Below are 17,037 nucleotides of genomic sequence, written 5' to 3'. Positions count from 1 at the left end.
TGCAACGCACCCTTTCGTCTGCGCAATGCCTTACTGGTGGCCTGTCCACGTTTCATTCCTGACCACAAAACGGGCATCTGGCGCACGAACCGCGAATGCTTTAACAGGCATTCATCGGTTGTTTAAAAAATGATTCAGAACTGTTCCACGATCTGCGTGTGCTAACGAACGCAAGTGCCGCCGACGCCCGCTTGACACACCCGCAAGGGAGCGCAGGGCTTATGCAGCCCTTGCAGACAACGCGCGTTGCATGCGCTGGTACTGAACTGAAAACGTTGCGTTCAGCGCACGAACCTCGCCTTGCGGCGTATGCGAAGTGTTTCGTTCACGAGCAACGAGGGCGATTCGACGCTCGACACCGGGCGCGAGATGGAACCATTCATCGCGTGCGCGATAGTGCGGATCGACTACATGTACCCATCGTGCCAAACGTTTGGCGTGCATCACGAGCTCCCATTCGCCCTGCGCGTCGTGTTCAAGACGTACTTCGAAGCCGAGGTCGTGGCGTTGCGCCAGTTCCCGCTCGGGGAAGTGGAATGCTTCCGACAGCACGGCGCCTGTCGCCTTGTCTCGCAAGGTGATGACGGTCGCTTCATGGGCGCGCGGGCCGAATCGATACGCGTAGGTAAAGTCGAAGAACTGGCCGAGGACATCGGATGCCTGCAGGCGTGTATTGCTGCGTGGCGAAAGTGTTACGTCCCGCGAGGCGCTCGCAACCTTCGTGGCGCCGTCGCGAAGACACACGAGTTCGAGATGCGCATTGATCGGCCTCGCCGTTTCGTTGATGAGATGGATATCGAGCCCGTCAAGGCCTTCGTCGGTGATGAGCGCAGTTACGGGACGTAAAACGTGTGCGAGGCCGTGTAGCGCACTTTTGGGCGTGCCCAGGGCATCGATCAAGCCCCAGCCGGCGCCCGCCCTGATGTCCTGCAACTGCCACACGATCCCGCCCGCGCATGACGATCCCTGCCGGCGCCATTCCGAGAAGACTTCGCCCATCACTTCGGCGACCACGGCTCGCGACAAGGCCAGATAGCGCTCCGGGTCTTCATAGCGCAGACGCAGTGGATCGACCGAATAGAGCGCGCGCAGGTAGTGTTCGCGGACGTCGTCGAAATCCCAGCTTGCGCCTGGATCGCGTGGTACGGCGGCTTTCCAGCGCGGCTGATGCGGCATCGATGCAAGCGGCACCGCGTTGAGCGCGACATCGTCGGGAACGTTGGCGAACGCGAGGCATTCGCTTGCGAAACGAACGTTTGCGCGTCGTGCGTCATCGAGTGGCCGCTGGTAGGCACCCACGCCGTAGTAATGGGTGATGCCTGCACGTGTGGCGAAGGGCCAGGCGTTCTCGCTGTCATCGGATGCCGGGATACTTGGCGAGTTGACGACATAAGGCACATCAGGGCGCTTCGCCGCGCAGATGGAAGGCAACTGCTCGGTGAACAACGTTTGCGTGCGCATTGCCGGCGGCAGTCCGAGCATGGCCGCTTGCTGGTCGGCTTCGCTTCCACCGCACAGGACGGCAAGCGAAGCAAAGCGTTGCGTTCTTGATAAAAACTGTTCTGCCTCGCGCTGAGTACTGGCTTTGAAGGCCGGATCGGTCGGGTAATCGAAATTCGCGAATGCGAAATCCTGCCAGATGAGGAGTCCGTGTTCATCGGCCAAAGCATAGAACGCATCGGACTCGTATAGCATGGTGCCACCCACTCGCAACATGTTCATGCCAGCATCGCGCGCAAGCCTGAAAAACGTTTGCGCCTGTTCAGCCGACGTGTCGAGCGACACGAGATCTGCGGTCGTCCAGCACGCGCCGCGCGCGAACACAGGTACACCGTTGATGACGAGCTGAAAGCCATCGCCTGCGGGTCCGCGGTCCACCGTGATCTCCCTGAAGCCGATACGGCCAAGGGAAATGGCATCGCGATTCGCGAACTCGAGCGTGACCTCGTGCAAGGCCGGATCGCCATGCGTATGCGGCCACCAGCGCGGAACATCGGGCACGCGCAAGGTGCCGCTGATCGTTTGCGCATCCTGCCATTGCAGCGTGATCGCCGAGTCCCTGCACATGACACGCGCGGCTTGATACGCCTGCGGATGCACGAAGCGAATGGTCAAGTGCACGATGCCATCGTCGCCATCGAGGCTCGATTGCAGATCCACGCGATCAATCGACGTAGCCGATTCACCCAGCAATTGCACCGCGCGCCACGGTCCGGCGGCTTGCACGGAAGGGCACCAACCGGGCATGTGGCCAAGCAGCGTCGTGCGGACATTGCGCAATGTCGCGGGCTGCGCGAGCCTCGGGCGCCAGCGCGCACGCCCCCGCTTTGCGCCGAGTGCGGCGGTGAGCGAGCGAAAGCACAGGTACAGCGTTGCGTGACCATCGAGATTGATATCGATGTCGTGCGCTTCGAACATCGAATCCGTATCGAGCAGTTTTGTATCGTCGAGCCAGACTTCGCAAATTGTTGCAAGTCCGTTCAGGCGCACGCGGCGCGCGCCCTGTCCCGACAAGACCAATCGATACCAGTGGTCATCGAAAGCGAAAGCCGGAGGCGACTCCATATCGAGTTTGCCGGCTGCTCTCCATGCCGACGCAACCGTGCCGGGCACGGGTGCGTCGATCCAGTGTGCGGTGTTGTCGGTAGAGGGCAGTTCGGCCGGCGTTGCATATGCACCTGCCGGCGTGCTGATGCACTGCCAGCCTTCGGACAAGCGTTGTGGGAGATAGGAGGCCGGCGTGAGGACGGCCGGCGTGGGCTCGGCGGGCGTGGACGAGCAAGGCGTGAGTACGCCAGGCGTTATGACGCGCATGGTTATTTCCCCGTATGACTATCGAAGGCCATATCGGGACGGCCTTCTTCTTATAGTGTGTCCAGCCGGAACGCGGCGCGACCTGTTGGCGTATCAGGCCGCGGCACCGGCTTGTGAAAGCCTGTTAGCGAATCAGTGCGGCAAGCGGTCCAATGACCTGATCGTAGGACTCTTCGAGCACATCGAAACACTCGTGGCACGGGTCGCGGCGTCCGCGCGTAATTGCGCGGACGAGCCGGAACTGCATGACCATCGATTCGGTCGCGATCCGTTGCGCCGCGGTCGGCATGGCGTCCGGAATCGCGAAACCACGTTCCCGCATCCACACGAGATAACGCGAAAGGAACTCGAAGTTCGATCCCAGTTGCCGCATCACGTTGAATGTGTAGAGATGAAAAGCGCTTTCTCCGCGCTCGACGAGCATCTCCAGGTGCTCGGGAAACGCCGCACGCCATTGCGTGATCGGATTGCGCGCCGGGCGGCGCTGCAAATGCGCGACCAGCAAATCCGCCGATGCCTCCGCGAGCGCCGTGCCGCTCAGCGCCGGCCGTGCGCGCTTGCAGAACTCCACGTACGGAAACAGGATCTCGGGGCGATCCGCGAATTCAGGAAGCTGCCGGAACACGCCTTGGTAGTCCTCGCCGTCCAGCACGTAATAACCGGTGTTGTGGAAATAACCGAGCCGGCGCGAACGCGGATCGATGAAATCCACGCCGATAGTCGTCTTCGTATGCTGCTGCTGGTACGAAGTCGCACGGGTATCGGGCAGATAAAACGCGTCGACTTCAGCCAGCACGGTATGCCCGCGCTGGGTTTGCGTACGGATGCGGTCCTCGAGTGAATCGTAGATTGCGAGTTCCTGCACCTGCATGCCGTATAGCGTGTAGAGGTCTTCGAGAGGAAACTTGAAGAACGTGAACTGGTCCCCCTCGAAGTCCTGCATGACAGTGAAGCCGAGCGCGGCGCGCGGGTCGAGCCCGTAGCCGTGCAGCAACTCAATCCACAAGTCGACGTAGCAGTTCGTTTCCGCCCAGACGCGATCGCCCTGATGCAGCGAGTGCGACTGATGCTTACGTACGCGCATATGCTGCGGAAGCAATTGAATTACCCGGGCACGCTCGCGATTCGAATCTGCCGCGCCGCTTGTGTGAACGGCTGTCATGAAAGTGCCTCGAGTCCGGTCTTGATGCGTGATTGCGTATCGCCCCAGAGGAAATCGCGCACTTCAGCCGGCCACGCCTTGACGTCCAGACCGTGATGGCGGAAGAGGGCGAGCGTGGTGCGCTCCATGCCGAAGCCCACGCACGCTGTGTGCGCCACTTCGCCGTCTGCCTGGGCGATCTTCCAGATTTCGCCGAAGTGTTCCATGTGATAGTTGAACGACAGGCATGCGGTAGGACGGTCGGGCGTCGCAACCGGAATCAGCAATTCGAATTTGAGTTGCTGCGCGCGCTGGCTGTCGGCCACGATCTTGCCGCCGCGACCGAAGAACGGGTCGTTGGCCAGATCGATTTCGAACGGCAGGCCGAGCAGGTTCACAAGCAGCGAACCACGCTCGATCCACTTCTGGCGGAACGCCATGACTTGCTCCGGGCTGCCGAAACGCACGTATTCGCGCATGCGGAACATCTGCATGCGGCTCGGATCGATAGACGGTTCGTGACGGAAGCAGTACGCGAATACATCGACCGTTGCGCCGTCTTCAGCGAGCGCACCGCGTTTGGCGACCACCGGGTAGATCGGATAGCAGGCGGCCGGCGTGAGCACAAGGCGCGTGGGCTTTTGCTGGTCCATCCATTCGTCTGTACGTTCTTCTTCGCCGACTGAAACCGTCTTTTCGAGTGCCGCGAGCAGCCTGTGATGACCGCGGTCGTTGCCCTGGAACGAGTGGATCGTGCCGGCAAGGTCAGGGAAGCTCTTCAGATACTCGCTGTCTTCGAAGTCGTGGCGGCGCATGGCCGGCGGGAAGCGCAGCACTTCGGCTTCCTGATCCGCACCCAACAGTGAAATGGCGTTGTTCAGGCGTTCGATCACATCTTCGAACACGTGGCTGCGTCCGTACAGGCCGTCTTCACCGGTTTCAATCAGGATCCCCGCTTCGATCATGCGCGCGCGCAGCGTCACATCCGAAGCGTTGTAGGTGTTCGTTGCGCTGGCGGCTTCAATGGCCGCGTTATCCGTGAGCGTGTTCATGTCCTAGATTCTCCCCGTAGCCGGCGTGCGCTGCGCGAGCAGCAGATTCGCCGTGTTCAATTGGATGCGGTCGTTGCTGATCATCAGCGGCGCGGAAAAAAGATCGCGCAGATGACGCCCGACGCTGTATTCAGTGTTGTTTTTGTATCCTGCCATGCCGCAGATCATCAGCGTTTCCTGCACGACTTCGAGCGCTGCGGACGAAATGCTCAGCTTGAGCGTATTCATGTCCGATGCCAGGCTCAACGACGCGCCAAGCGGCGTATCGAAGTCACACGCTTCACGTGCATCGCGCGCCACGCGTTCGGACGATGCGACGCTGGCGGCGTCCAGTGCGTCCTTCAGACGTGCCTGCATCATGCGCAACTGCGCAACCGCATTGGCCAGCCGTCCCGCCGATGGCGGCAGCGCACCCGGTTTGCCGCGTGCCTGCGTGCGGAAAAACTGATGCGCGCGGTTCACGGCGTCGGACGTGATACCCACCCAAACCGCGGCCCAGAGCGTGTGCGACACCGGCAGCATGGTCTGGTCCGCGACCTGGGCGAACGGCACGGGCAGGATCTGCTCGGCGCGGCCCGTTGCGATCAGACGGAAAGCTTCGCTGCAGGTTCCGCGCATGCCGAGCGAATCCCAGCCGCCGCGCTTTTCCAGCACGAGGGTGTCGCGCGGCGCCACGATCAGCACCTGGTCCGACGCGCTTGCCTCGGCACTGCGGCGCGCGGTGACCAGGATGCAGTCGGCGTGCGCGCCATATGAAATGGTCGGAGCAAGCTTTTCGATGCGAAACGCACCATCGGTCAATTCGACCGCACAGGCGCTGGTGCGCATGTTGCCGCCGATCGTTTCCTCCGACGTTGCCGACGCCAGCAGCCATTGTTCATCGATCATGCGGGCGATCATCTGGCGAATCCAGGGAACGTCGTTGCCCTGATCGGACAGGCACGCCACCTGGCTTTGATGCATCGCGTAGACCATTGCCGTCGACGAACACGCATGCGCCAACGTTTCACAAATGCGCGCGACTTCGGAGAGCGTCAGGCCGGCACCGCCGAGTTCCGCCGGAACCATCGCCGACAAAAGCCGTTCGCGGCGCATGGCTTCGAACGCCTCTACGGGGAAGCGTGCCTCGCGATCGACTGCTGCCGCATGCTGCGCCGCGACCTGCGCGACCCGCCGGGTGGCGGCAAGCCAGGAAGGTTCGGCCGATGCCTGCCGGACTTCCTCCACGATCTGCGCCGCGGCGACTGCAGCCCGGTCGGCGTTCGCTGTCAAAACAGCGGCCTGCACCGGGGCGTTCATGCGGCCGCCTGTGCCTGTTGCAATTCGGTAACCGCTGCAGCGAGCGCGTCGATGGACGAAAACAGGCGGCGCGTGAGCATGCGGTCAGGAATCTCGATGTTGAACTCGTCTTCCACGGCGAGCATCAGATGAACGGTTGCGAGCGACGACAGTCCCGCGGCGTAAAGATCGGCGTCATCAGCAAGTGATTCGGCCGGAACGTCGAGCCGGGCGGATTCGGTAAGGATGCGGCGCAGTGCGGATTTCATTTAATAGCCCCCAAAGAAGCGTCACTAAAGGTGTGTCACCTAAAAACCGGACGCGGCCACTCGTACTGGCTTGTCGCGTTCACGGACCGGGTTGGTCTTGCAATCCATAACGGCTCGCTTGTTGTGAAGCCTGATCGGTCATTCCAAGTGTCTGGATGCCGGGCTTTTTCTCGCTGCCGTTCCTCAATGCCGGATTGCTCTCCGATGACCGTATTTAACGAATTGACAAGGGGTGGCGTCGGTGCGATGGCGCACGGAAGCTGCGCGGTTGGCGACGTATCGTATGAACATGGAACAAGCCGGTGCTGCCGGTGTTCTCACGACCGGACCCGGACATGAACTGGAAAGCCCTCGACTTCGAACAGATCACCGCGCGGGAACTGTATTTGATCCTCCGCGCGAGAAGCGCTGTGTTCGTTGTCGAACAGTCCTGCGTGCATCTGGATCCGGATGGGCGCGACGAGACATCGGTTCATGTATTCGCGGCGGAAGACATTTCCCGTTCGATGCCCGTCATCGCTTACGCGCGCTTGCATGAGGGCGGAACGGGAGCGGCGGAAGTCGTGGTGGACAAGATCCTGACAAGTCCGCAGCGGCGCTGCGATGGCACGGCGCACGCGCTGATCGAGCGGGTGATTGCAGCGGCGGGCGAACGCTGGCCCGGACGCAGCATCCGGTTACTTGCGCCGGTGAGTTTGCGCGGGTTTTATGAAGCATTCGGTTTTCGCAAGAACGATGGGCCTTTCGACGAACGTGGAATCCGCACGATCAGCCTGGTACGTAAAAGCCGTCTGAACCTGGGCCTCGCGAGGACGGCGGGTTGCATCGATACCGTCGAAACGTTTTGAAGCCGTAGCAGCAAGTTTGATCAAGCAGGTGCCCAACGTCGGCATTGGACGTTTCCAAATGACACAGAGGACGCGCAGCTGCGTGCATTGCACGCTTCACTGAGCCGACCTCTACTTTTCAGGATTGCACGATGTCGAGTGTTTCGATCACGAATGTTCGAGACGAGTCGCAGGATGGACGCGTCGAGACATGGAAAACGCCCTGGATGGCGCAGCGCGAAAAGATGGCCGCGAACGACTCCGCGTCCGTCGAGGACGCACGCGCTATGAACGCCGCCAGTTCGCCCAAGGCAAAAAAGCGCGCCGAAGCGGGCCGCCGTCGCCGTCTGATGATCGCCCCGATCGGATTTGCAGCAATCACGATATTGCTGCTCGTACTGCATCAGGGCCGCCTCGTCGAATTCATCTTCCCCGCCGGGGCGCTCGTGGTGGCCGCGTTGCTCTTCAGGCGTTCGCCCGCACACTACCTGTCATTCGTGCTTTGGCTGTTTTTCCTCACGCCGGAAGTGCGACGCTTCGCCGATTTTTTCAACGGCGCATTCAGCGAACGCAGCCTGATCATGCTGGCACCGGTAATGGCCGCGTCAATCTGCGGCATGAACCTGCTGACCCACTTTCGAGTGCTGATGCAACGGCGCGCCATTCCCCTCACGCTGATCGCGCTCGCCACGCTATACGGTTATTTCATCGGCATGGTGGGGGCGGGCATTGCAGCGGCGTCATACATGCTGATCTCGTGGCTGTTTCCGGTGCTCATCGGTTTTCATGTGCTCATCACGTGGCGGCATTACCCCGAATATCACCGCGTCCTGCTGAAGACCTTTGTCTTCGGCGGATTGGTGATCGCGGCGTATGGCGTGTTCCAGTATGTCAATCCGCCACCATGGGACGCATTCTGGCTGCAAAACTCGGGGATGGTCTCCGAAGGCGTCGCGGCGCCGTATTCCATGCGTGTCTCGAGCACGATGAATTCGTCCGGACCGTTCGCCATAGCGATGATGGTTTGTCTGCTGATGACGCTCGCCGCGCGAAACAAGATGGCGATGCTTGCGGGCGGGCTGGCGGTTCCGGCGTTGATCGGTACGATGTCGCGCAGCGTGCTCGGCGGTCTCGCCATCGGGCTGATTTATCTTTTCATCATGCTCGACGGCCGCAGCCGGTTGCGCCTTGCCGGCGCAATTGCGGTGATCGTGCTGCTCTGTTCGCCGGCGCTGATGGTAGACGAGATTACCGAGAAGGCCACGGCGCGCTTCTCGACGGTCACGCAACTCAACCAGGACGACAGCTATCAGACGCGAACCGAGATCTACAAGCACTTCCTCTCGGAGATGACTACCAACATCGCGGGTCAGGGACTCGGCATGACGGGTCTCGGGTCGAAGCTTTCCGGCGATGGTTCGTCGTCGGGCAGCGTCGACTTCGACAGTGGCCTGATGGAAGTGCCATTCGTGCTGGGCTGGCCGGGTACGCTGCTGTATGCCGCGGGCGTGGTGATGCTGGTGCTGCGCGCGTTCGTCACGAGTTTCAGCCGCAAGAACGACCGCTTTGCCGTGGCGGGTACTGCCGCCGCATTCGGCATCCTCGCGATGATGGTGTTTCTCAACACACTGGTCGGCGGCGGCGGCGTGTTCTTTTTCATCGGGGTGATGTTGCCGGTCGCCGGAAGGCGTTACGCGCTCGAAATGCAGACTCGTGCCGATCAGCAGGTGAAAGCGCAAGCGCGCGCCGCCGCCAGTGCCGAAGCGCCGGCACGTTCCGGAACCGCTGCTCAACAAAGCATTGCGTTGCCTTCGCCGCTGGTCCCATGAGCGCCACTATCGAGCGGGCCGATCGCAAGGCCGACCTTCCAGTATTCAACGAGGATCGCATGAACCTGCTTATCGTCACCCACACCGTCGGCAAGAACGACGGACAAGGGCGCGTCAACTACGAAGTCGTTCAGGCCGCACTCGCGGCCGGCCACTCCGTCACGTTGCTGAGCACGACAGTCGATGAAACCTTGTCCCGTCATCCGCGTATCACCGTCGTTCGGCTTGCGCCAAGCCGCGTGCCGACGCGCTTGCTCAAATACCAGTCTTTCGCGTTGCGCGCAGCGGCCTGGATTCGTGCTCACCGCGCTGAGTTCGATGTCGTGCAGGTCAATGGCTTCATTGCGTGGACGCGGGCCGACGTCAACGCCATTCACTTTGTTCACACCGGCTGGTTCAAGAGCGGCTATTACCCGTTTCGCCTGAGCGGCGGTCCGTACGGGGCGTATCAGGTGCTGTTCACGCGCCTGAACGCGTGGTGCGAACGCTGGGCGTTCAAGCGTGCCGGCGTGCTCGTGCCGGTATCGGAGAAAGTCGCCGCCGAACTGGTGGACCTCGGCATGCCGCGTGACAAGATCCGCGTGATTCATAACGGGGTGGACAACGTCGAGTTTTCGCCGGACCCGTCGCAAACCTCGCAGCGTGCGCGTTTCAAGCTTCCTGAAGCGCCGTTCATGCTGCTTTTCGCGGGCGATATCCGCACAGCCCGCAAGAACCTCGATACCGTGCTTCGCGCCATGGTGACCTGCTCGCCGAGCGTGCATCTGACGGTCGCGGCCGGCACGGACAAGAGTCCCTATCCGGCAATGGCCGCAGAACTCGGCATCGCTGACCGCGTGCACTTCGTGGGCATGATCCGCGAAATGCCTGCACTGATGCGTTGCGCCGATGCGTTCGTGTTCCCGTCGCGTTACGAAGCGATGAGCCTCGTCATGCTCGAAGCGCTTGCCTCGGGCTTGCCGGTGATCACCGTGCATACGTCGGGCGGTGCGGAAGTGATTACGCCTGAATGCGGCGTGGTGCTGGACGACCCCGACAATGAACGCCCGCTCGCCGACGCGATCACGCGGCTTGCAGCCGATCCGCTGCGCACGCGTGACATGGGGCACGCAGCGCAGGCGCTCGCTGCAACCTTGTCGTGGCAGACCATGGCGGCCCGTTATCTTTCGCTGTTCGAAGAGATCGCCGCCAACCGAAAGATCGGCAAGAAGGCAAACCACAACGCGCGCACGCATCGCGAGACTGTTTCGGTGAAAACATGAGTACGGTATTGAAATCCACGATGATCCCCGGGGCGACTCCAAGTGTCAAAGCACCTATGAACAAGGCCTCGGAAGACAAGCTGGGCGAGCGGAACATCGATTCGCTGCAGATCGGCATGAACTGGTTTTTCGAGCGTCCCGGCGGCCTCGACCGCATGGTGACTGCGCTAATCCAGTCGCTGCCGGCGCAGGGTGTGTCGGTTCGCGGACTGGTTGCGGGCACGGAGAACGTGCGCACGTCCACGGATGGCGTCGTCACGCCGTTCGCCGAAGCTGACGCGCCGCTGATGAAGCGTCTGCTCGCCGTGCGCCGCTCGGCCGTCCAACTGCGCGATGCACGCATGCCGGACGTCGTGGCGGCGCACTTTGCGCTGTATGCGGCACCCGTGCTCGGCAAGTTCAAGCGCGTGCCCAAGGTGATTCATTTTCACGGGCCCTGGGGCGACGAATCGGCCCACGGTGCGCGCGGACAGGCAAGCGCCGGCGCACGGCGCGCGCTGGAACGGCATGTTTATCAGCGCGGCGACCGGCATATCGTGTTGTCCCAGGCCTTTGGCAACGTCCTGCAAAAGCAGTACGGCGTGAAGCCGGACACGATACGCATCGTGCCGGGCTGCGTGGACGTGAATCACTTCAGCACCGGTGTCGACCAGCATGCCGCGCGCACCGCGCTCGGCTTGCCGCAAGACCGTCCCATCCTTTTTTGCGTGCGCCGGCTGGTTTCGCGCATGGGCCTCGAAGATCTTATTGATGCCATGTTCATCGTGCGCCAGGCCGTACCGGACGTACTCCTGACGATTGCCGGGAAGGGACCGCTCATGGCTGCGTTGCAGGCGCGAATCGAACATCGCGGGCTTTCGCAGCATGTGCGTCTCGCGGGTTTTGTCGCCGACGAAGCGCTGCCGCTCTGGTATCGCGCCGCGAATGTATCGGTGGTGCCCACGGTTGCGCTCGAAGGGTTTGGACTGACGACCATCGAATCGCTTGCAAGCGGCACGCCGGTGATCGTGACGCCGGTCGGCGGTTTGCCCGAGGCTGTCGCGCCTTTGAGTCCGGAGCTCGTGCTCGAAGCAGGGGGGTTCCAGGCCTTGGGCGCGGGATTGAGCAGCGCGTTGCTCGGCCGCCGGACGCTGCCAACGGAAGAACAGTGCCGTGCATACGCGCGTGCTCACTTCGACCTGCCCGTGATTGCGGCGCAGACTGCGGCGGTGTATCGCGAAGCAATCGACTCATATTGATGTTGCGTTGTTTCAGTGCGCGCATAGAGCCAGCAAGAAGAAAGAAGGGCCTCGGCGCCCCAGGCGCCGTCCAACCTCGAAGCGAACCTAGTCATGAAAATCGTTCACCTGGCCACACATGCGCAGTGCAACGGCAACGGCACTGTCAATGCAATGATCGATCTCGCGTGCACACAGGCGCGTAACGGACACGACGTTGCCGTTGCGTCCTCGGGCGGCGGCTACGAGTCGTTGCTGCGCCGTCATGGCGTCACGCACGTGCTGTTGCAGCAGTCACGCCAGCCATGGCGCGTGCCGGCGATGATCGCGGGTTTCGGCCGGCTGATCGAGCGCTTCAATCCTGATGTCGTGCATGCGCACATGATGACCGGCGCGCTGATATCGCGGTTTGGCAGCATGCGCCGCCGCTTTGCGCTCGTCACGACCATTCATCACGATATCCAGAAGAGTGCGTCCCTGATGCGCTTTGGCGATCGTGTGATCGTGGTGAGTCACGCGGTGGCCGACGTCATGCTGGAGCGTGGGGTGTTGGGCGACATCCTCAGCGTGATCCCGAGCGGGACGGTGGGAACGCCGCGTCATTGCGGGCGTCCGGCGCCGCGGCCGCTCAACCTGCATCGTCCGGCTGTGGTGAGCGTTTCGTCCATGTTCGAGCGCAACGGCATCGCCGATATCCTGCACGCGTTTGCGCTCGTGCGTCATACGCACGATGCACAGCTTTACTTGGTGGGCGACGGACCGGACCGCAGCGCGATGGAAATGCTCGCCGAAGAACTTGGGATTGCGAAGTATGTAACGTTCGCGGGGTTCGTGGCAGATCCGCGCTCGTATCTTGCGTCCGCTGACGTGTTTGTGTTCGCGCCGCACCAGGCGCCGGGACCGCTGATCCTGAGCGAGGCGCGCGAAGCGGGTTGTGCGATCGTCGCGACGAAAGTGGATGGTGTTCCCGAGATGCTTGACAAGGGCACGGGTGTGCTCGTGGAGCCGGGTCAGCCGCAGCAACTGGCGTCGAAGATTGGTTGGTTGTTGATGGATTCGCCGGTGCGGGCGCAATACAAGGAGCGGGCGTGCCGGGATCTCGAGAAGTTTTCGGTGGAGCGTGTCTGCGCGGATCACGTTGCGGTGTACCAGCGCGCGATCGAGGAACGCAAGCTTCAGGAAGCGCGGCAGGAAAGAGGGGGACAACGGACCGTCAGGGCCGCGGGCGCGGGTGGGGCTGTTGGTAACGGTCGGAGGTGATCCCGAGTTGTTGTTTCCAGGGCTTTCGCGAAGGGTTTCCTGATTATTGGATTCCCACACTGGTGGCGAAGCGTGTGGGTATCTGCGCGTTGCTGCAAAGCCCTCGATGCAAACACCATCGCAACGCACCGCCCGCGCGTACGTCTCTCATTGAGATGGGCGCGCGGAAAAGTGCGCTAGCGTAGGCGTTTCGACAACAAAATAATCAGGATGACAACGGAGCTGATGCAGTATCAAGGCCATCGGTTCATGCTCTACAAGCGACGGGACTACGCGCCGCACGGCAGAACCAAAGAGCAGCAGGAAGCACTCGATGCCGGGCAAGCTTTATTCAAAGCCGCGAGTTTCGAACATTGGGCGAGCCAGCCGGAGCTTGTCGAGCGTATCCAAACTTTCCTTGTGCGTGCGGTACCGTCATATCGTCCGAGTCCCCACGGCGATAGGCCGCGCGACGTGATCAACGCGCTGTGCTGGGAGGTGCGAAACGGGGCAGCAGTGATCGTCCGCGCGAAGCCCGCCTATGCCGCGCATGACGGTTTCGCCCCGGCGCTCTCAGAGGATGAAAGGTATCGCCGTGAAACGGCGGATATGGCCGAACGCGGCGCGATCTTCGAAGCGCGAACAAAAGCGTATCGGGAGGAATTAGCGGAGTATCACCAACTAGTAGAGGACGCCGAACGCGCAGCGCGCCCGCCGCAAGTCTTTCGGCACATTGAAACCATCGCAGAGGCGGCGCGCAATCGGGCAGCGTGGGCGGCGCTTGATGCACTTGCCGCGCTTGCATCGACTGCAGCGTCTGCCGTTGTGTCTGCGTTACCGTCGATGGATGATGAGGTTTTTGACTTGGGCAACGTGTCGGAAGTCGGCACGTGCAGCACGCCGTTAGGCGATGCCGCACCATTTGAATACGTCAAGAACGCAGCATCGGAAGCAAACGACACGCTCGCGGCGGTCTTTATGACGCCGGCAGAGGAAGCTGAATGCATGACACAATACGAAGCCGATATGACGGAATGTAGCGCGTGGTATGCCGCTAAACCAACCTCATGGGGCATGTGCAAACAACGCGCGGCGGATCGTTTAGGCCGCTGTTTAGCCGGGAAAGGGGAGATCTTTTGACCACGCGGAAACCAAGGGGCGTATTAATCACGTTCGACGAAGACAATCAGAGCTTCAACATATGCACAGTTCCGCGCACGTCAGCGGATGCTCTCATGACTCAAGCGCTCGTCAATCCGTGGCCGCTTGCGGATTCGAATTTCAAGCTCGATGACGAAGTAGCCCGGAGTATCGGCGGTCTGATATTTCGTCTTCTGGCGGCTGCGCAACCGGCGCTTACCCCGCTCATTACCGTCAACAGGCACCCGGACGCGCGAGACGCACCGCCAAGCGATTGACGCTTTTACCACGCACGGTGGTTTAAAGCGCCAAAGAGAGCAGTCAGAAAAAACCGCGGGCAAGCCCAAACAGCAACACCCCGGCATCAACCCCGACCAAGAAAAACCCTCCCCAAGCACGAGCAAAAATCATCCCGCAAATTCCCCCTGGGTATTCCTCAAACGGCGCTGCGCAAAATCTTTCTTGGCGATGGCCGCGCCGCTGCGCGCCGCCCGCCACCGTTGCAAAGCCGTCCCCTCGCGATGAACCACCCGGGCGCGCGCAAGATTGAGCCACCCCAGACACGCGCCATGCCCCACCGCCGTCAGCCACATCAACGCAATCCGCCGACGTACGCCGCGATACTCATCGCGTATGACCAGATGCAGGTTATACGACTCGTTCTCGATAGCAACCCAACTCCGGCTGCCGCGCACCGCACGCGCGTCTTCATCGAAACGTTGCGCCGGATAATGATCCACTTCCACTGCCGGATCGTAGACGAGCCGCCACCCCGCACGCCGCACCGCCGATGCAAACGCCATATCGTTGTTGACCTGCGCGCCAGTTCCGCGCAAACGCGTATCGAAGCGAATGGCTTTGCTGCGAACCGCGCTCACGCGATAACTCATGTTCGCGCCCTTCAGGAAATCGACGTCGCGCGCCGCGCCCACACCCAGATGATGATTGCCGATCGCGCGGCCCGGAAACTGCCAGCGCCCGACTTCCGGCTCGGACGCATCGAGCGTTGCGCCATGTTCATGCACCCAGTCGCGCCCGCCCACTCCGCCTACATCAGGCGCGCTCGCGAAATGCGCTTCAATGCGCTGCAGCCACGCGGGACGCGGGGCTGCGTCGTCGTCGGTGATCGCAACAATGTCGCCGGTGACAGCATCGAGCCCCGCGTTCAACGCAGCAACCTGACCGCCCTGCGAAACCTCGACCTTAACGAGCGGCAAACGTGCACGCGACTTCTCGATGGCGAGCCATGCCTGCGTTTCTTCATCGGCGCCACGGCACACCACCAGGACTTCGTCAGGCGCGCGCTTCTGGCGCGCGAGCGCATCAAGGCAGCGAGCGAGATCCGAGGTTCGACGATACGTGGGTACTAGTACGGTTATTTTCATTTTGCAGAGCCAGTCCTTCCGGGGTGTATCGACGAATGTAGCCGCGTGCGAGCGAGACGGTGCGCGCGCTGCGCGCGAGGCCTTTCGGACCATGCGCACGGACGTTGTGCAGTAAGTTGTGCGCCACGGCGAGCGTCAGAAACAGGGCCGCCTTCGCGCGATTGCGCTCGAACCAGCGGTAGCGCTTGTGCGTCACGTAGATACGTGAAGCTTCTGTGAACGAGCTGTAGTAGTCGCGATTCACCATCGACGGGAAATGCGAGTTGAACACGTCGGGCAGCAACCGGACGACGCATTTCGCCTGGAGCGTGGCGCGCATCACGATATCGACCTCATCGTAACCATAGATGAGATGCTCGTCGAAGCGGATCACCTTGAAAAGCCATGCAGGAAACACTGCGCTGTTGATGACGACTGTGTCCTGGAAATCCCCGCTCCTGTAAGGTCGTGACTGGAAACCGAAGAACGTGGTTGCGTTGGCGAAAACCTTGGTGCCGTGATTTAGTTCGTATCCCGTAACAATAAGCTTTTCCGGATGCTGTCCGCCGTTCTGAAGCGACTTGGCCATCCGCGCGAGGAAGTCCGGGGACAGGGTGGCGTCGTCGTCGATGAATGCCACGTGCGTACCCGTGACGGCATCGAGCGCGCTATTGCGGTTTGCGCCCAGCCCGCGGCGCGGTCCCTCGAGAAACACGACCTGGGGAAACTCGGAGCTCACCATGGCGCGCGTATGCGGTTCCTTGCTGTCGTCCGACACGATGATCTGATGCGCCGGATACGTCGATGCCTCGACCGAGCGCAACGCCCGGGCAAGGTCTTCCGGCCGGTCGCGCGTACAGATGCAGACCGAGAAACTCGGCGCTGCAGACTGACTGGATTCGTGAAATGAGTTGACCATGTGTTTCCCCGGCTTTTTTGTCGTTGTCCCGTCTTTTGTACGGCACGGCGTGATGCGCTATTTGACTTGCCGCAGAAATATGCGTCTGTGGGACATCGAACATCGGACGGCGCAAGGTAGGCCGATCAATCCATGTTTTGTAACGCGCAGCAAAAAAATCGGGGCCGGGTCGAAAGTGTGTGTGCGGGCGCACTGAACCGAAGTCTTACAAAACGTGTAATACGCAGACAACTTAATAACGACGCCTTTTCCGGGCGCAATGCCGAGATGAAGCCTGTAACTTTCGATGACTGCTTTGGCTGGCTACACGAGGGCGTGCCATCCGCCGCACGAGGGGTCGTGCTGTGTCAGCCGTTTGGCCGCGAGGCAATGTGGATACACAAGGGCTGGCGCGTGCTGGCCGAAGAACTTGCTGCAGCCGGTTCGCCGACACTTCGCTTCGACTACGCCGGCACGGGCGACTCCGCCGGTGAATCCGAGAATCCCGGCGATGGACGGGAACAGCTCGAGCGATGGCTGCAAAGCATCCGCGCGGCAGTCGCTTTCCTCAAGCAAACCACCGGCGTGACCGAAGTCGCGTTGTGCGGGTTACGCCTCGGGGCAACGCTTGCTGCGATGGTCGCGGCTGATGAAGAGATCAGTGAGCTCGTGCTGCTGGCGCCAGTTGCATCGGGCCGTCAATATCT

15 protein-coding genes are annotated in these 17,037 nt (G+C 61.4%); 8 read left to right on the top strand and 7 right to left on the bottom strand.

The window, feature by feature from the left end; genetic code table 11:
- Positions 1 to 219: 219 nt before the first annotated feature.
- The 5 genes from ACFFAR_RS00610 to ACFFAR_RS00590 all read right to left on the bottom strand — a co-directional run bounded on the left by ACFFAR_RS00610 (position 220) and on the right by ACFFAR_RS00590 (position 6,554).
- Entirely contained in the window at positions 220 to 2,814 is a 2,595-nt protein-coding gene (locus ACFFAR_RS00610; RefSeq protein WP_174362202.1) for a glycoside hydrolase family 2 protein, read from the bottom strand.
- Between the two features lie 124 nt (positions 2,815 to 2,938).
- Positions 2,939 to 3,898 (bottom strand): DUF1839 family protein, encoded by a 960-nt coding sequence (locus ACFFAR_RS00605; protein WP_062170632.1) that lies wholly within the window; start codon positions 3,896 to 3,898, stop codon positions 2,939 to 2,941.
- Positions 3,899 to 3,972: 74 nt separating this feature from the next.
- Positions 3,973 to 5,007 (bottom strand): amino acid--[acyl-carrier-protein] ligase, encoded by a 1,035-nt coding sequence (locus ACFFAR_RS00600; protein WP_061999580.1) that lies wholly within the window; start codon positions 5,005 to 5,007, stop codon positions 3,973 to 3,975.
- 3 nt (positions 5,008 to 5,010) lie between these two features.
- Positions 5,011 to 6,306 (bottom strand): acyl-CoA dehydrogenase family protein, encoded by a 1,296-nt coding sequence (locus tag ACFFAR_RS00595; protein ID WP_061999579.1) that lies wholly within the window; start codon positions 6,304 to 6,306, stop codon positions 5,011 to 5,013.
- A complete protein-coding gene (locus ACFFAR_RS00590; protein WP_056364015.1) occupies positions 6,303 to 6,554 on the bottom strand; it encodes an acyl carrier protein in 252 nt (83 codons plus the stop codon). Before ACFFAR_RS00590 ends, ACFFAR_RS00595 begins: the two co-directional genes overlap by 4 nt.
- A gap of 335 nt (positions 6,555 to 6,889) precedes the next feature.
- On the opposite strand from ACFFAR_RS00590, the gene ACFFAR_RS00585 reads away from it, so the two are divergent.
- The 7 genes from ACFFAR_RS00585 to ACFFAR_RS00555 all read left to right on the top strand — a co-directional run bounded on the left by ACFFAR_RS00585 (position 6,890) and on the right by ACFFAR_RS00555 (position 14,346).
- Entirely contained in the window at positions 6,890 to 7,402 is a 513-nt protein-coding gene (locus ACFFAR_RS00585) for a GNAT family N-acetyltransferase (RefSeq protein ID WP_086384076.1), read from the top strand.
- A gap of 131 nt (positions 7,403 to 7,533) precedes the next feature.
- A complete protein-coding gene (locus ACFFAR_RS00580; RefSeq protein WP_174362203.1) occupies positions 7,534 to 9,210 on the top strand; it encodes an O-antigen ligase family protein in 1,677 nt (558 codons plus the stop codon).
- Positions 9,211 to 9,269: 59 nt separating this feature from the next.
- Entirely contained in the window at positions 9,270 to 10,472 is a 1,203-nt protein-coding gene (locus tag ACFFAR_RS00575) for a glycosyltransferase (protein ID WP_174362208.1), read from the top strand.
- A gap of 80 nt (positions 10,473 to 10,552) precedes the next feature.
- Positions 10,553 to 11,710, top strand: coding sequence for a glycosyltransferase (locus ACFFAR_RS00570; RefSeq protein ID WP_174362209.1), 1,158 nt, complete (start codon positions 10,553 to 10,555; stop codon positions 11,708 to 11,710).
- A 93-nt stretch (positions 11,711 to 11,803) separates the two neighbouring features.
- Positions 11,804 to 12,949 carry a glycosyltransferase family 4 protein gene (locus tag ACFFAR_RS00565; protein WP_375507389.1) on the top strand — a complete coding sequence of 382 codons (1,146 nt, stop codon included), beginning with the start codon at positions 11,804 to 11,806 and terminating at the stop codon, positions 12,947 to 12,949.
- 225 nt (positions 12,950 to 13,174) lie between these two features.
- Complete coding sequence (locus ACFFAR_RS00560; RefSeq protein ID WP_174362205.1) at positions 13,175 to 14,068, top strand: hypothetical protein; 894 nt, start codon at positions 13,175 to 13,177, stop codon at positions 14,066 to 14,068.
- 95 nt (positions 14,069 to 14,163) lie between these two features.
- On the top strand, positions 14,164 to 14,346 hold the full coding sequence (locus ACFFAR_RS00555) for a hypothetical protein (RefSeq protein ID WP_174362206.1): 183 nt from the start codon (positions 14,164 to 14,166) through the stop codon (positions 14,344 to 14,346).
- A 129-nt stretch (positions 14,347 to 14,475) separates the two neighbouring features.
- Here ACFFAR_RS00555 and ACFFAR_RS00550 read toward each other — a convergent pair whose 3' ends face one another.
- Both ACFFAR_RS00550 and ACFFAR_RS00545 read right to left on the bottom strand, forming a co-directional pair.
- The gene (locus ACFFAR_RS00550; RefSeq protein ID WP_375507388.1) at positions 14,476 to 15,453 is read right to left on the bottom strand and encodes a glycosyltransferase family 2 protein; all 978 of its coding nucleotides are present in this window, start codon (positions 15,451 to 15,453) and stop codon (positions 14,476 to 14,478) included.
- A complete protein-coding gene (locus ACFFAR_RS00545) occupies positions 15,392 to 16,351 on the bottom strand; it encodes a glycosyltransferase family 2 protein (protein WP_061999573.1) in 960 nt (319 codons plus the stop codon). Before ACFFAR_RS00545 ends, ACFFAR_RS00550 begins: the two co-directional genes overlap by 62 nt.
- Before the next feature lie 267 nt (positions 16,352 to 16,618).
- On the opposite strand from ACFFAR_RS00545, the gene ACFFAR_RS00540 reads away from it, so the two are divergent.
- The coding region (locus tag ACFFAR_RS00540) for a serine aminopeptidase domain-containing protein (protein ID WP_375507387.1) at positions 16,619 to 17,037 on the top strand (419 nt) is incomplete at its 3' end.

The organism is uncultured Caballeronia sp. (assembly GCF_964243625.1).
GTDB lineage: Bacteria > Pseudomonadota > Gammaproteobacteria > Burkholderiales > Burkholderiaceae > Caballeronia.
The sequence above is the reverse complement of the archived record's forward strand: the minus strand, read 5'-3'. Positions and strand labels throughout refer to the sequence as shown.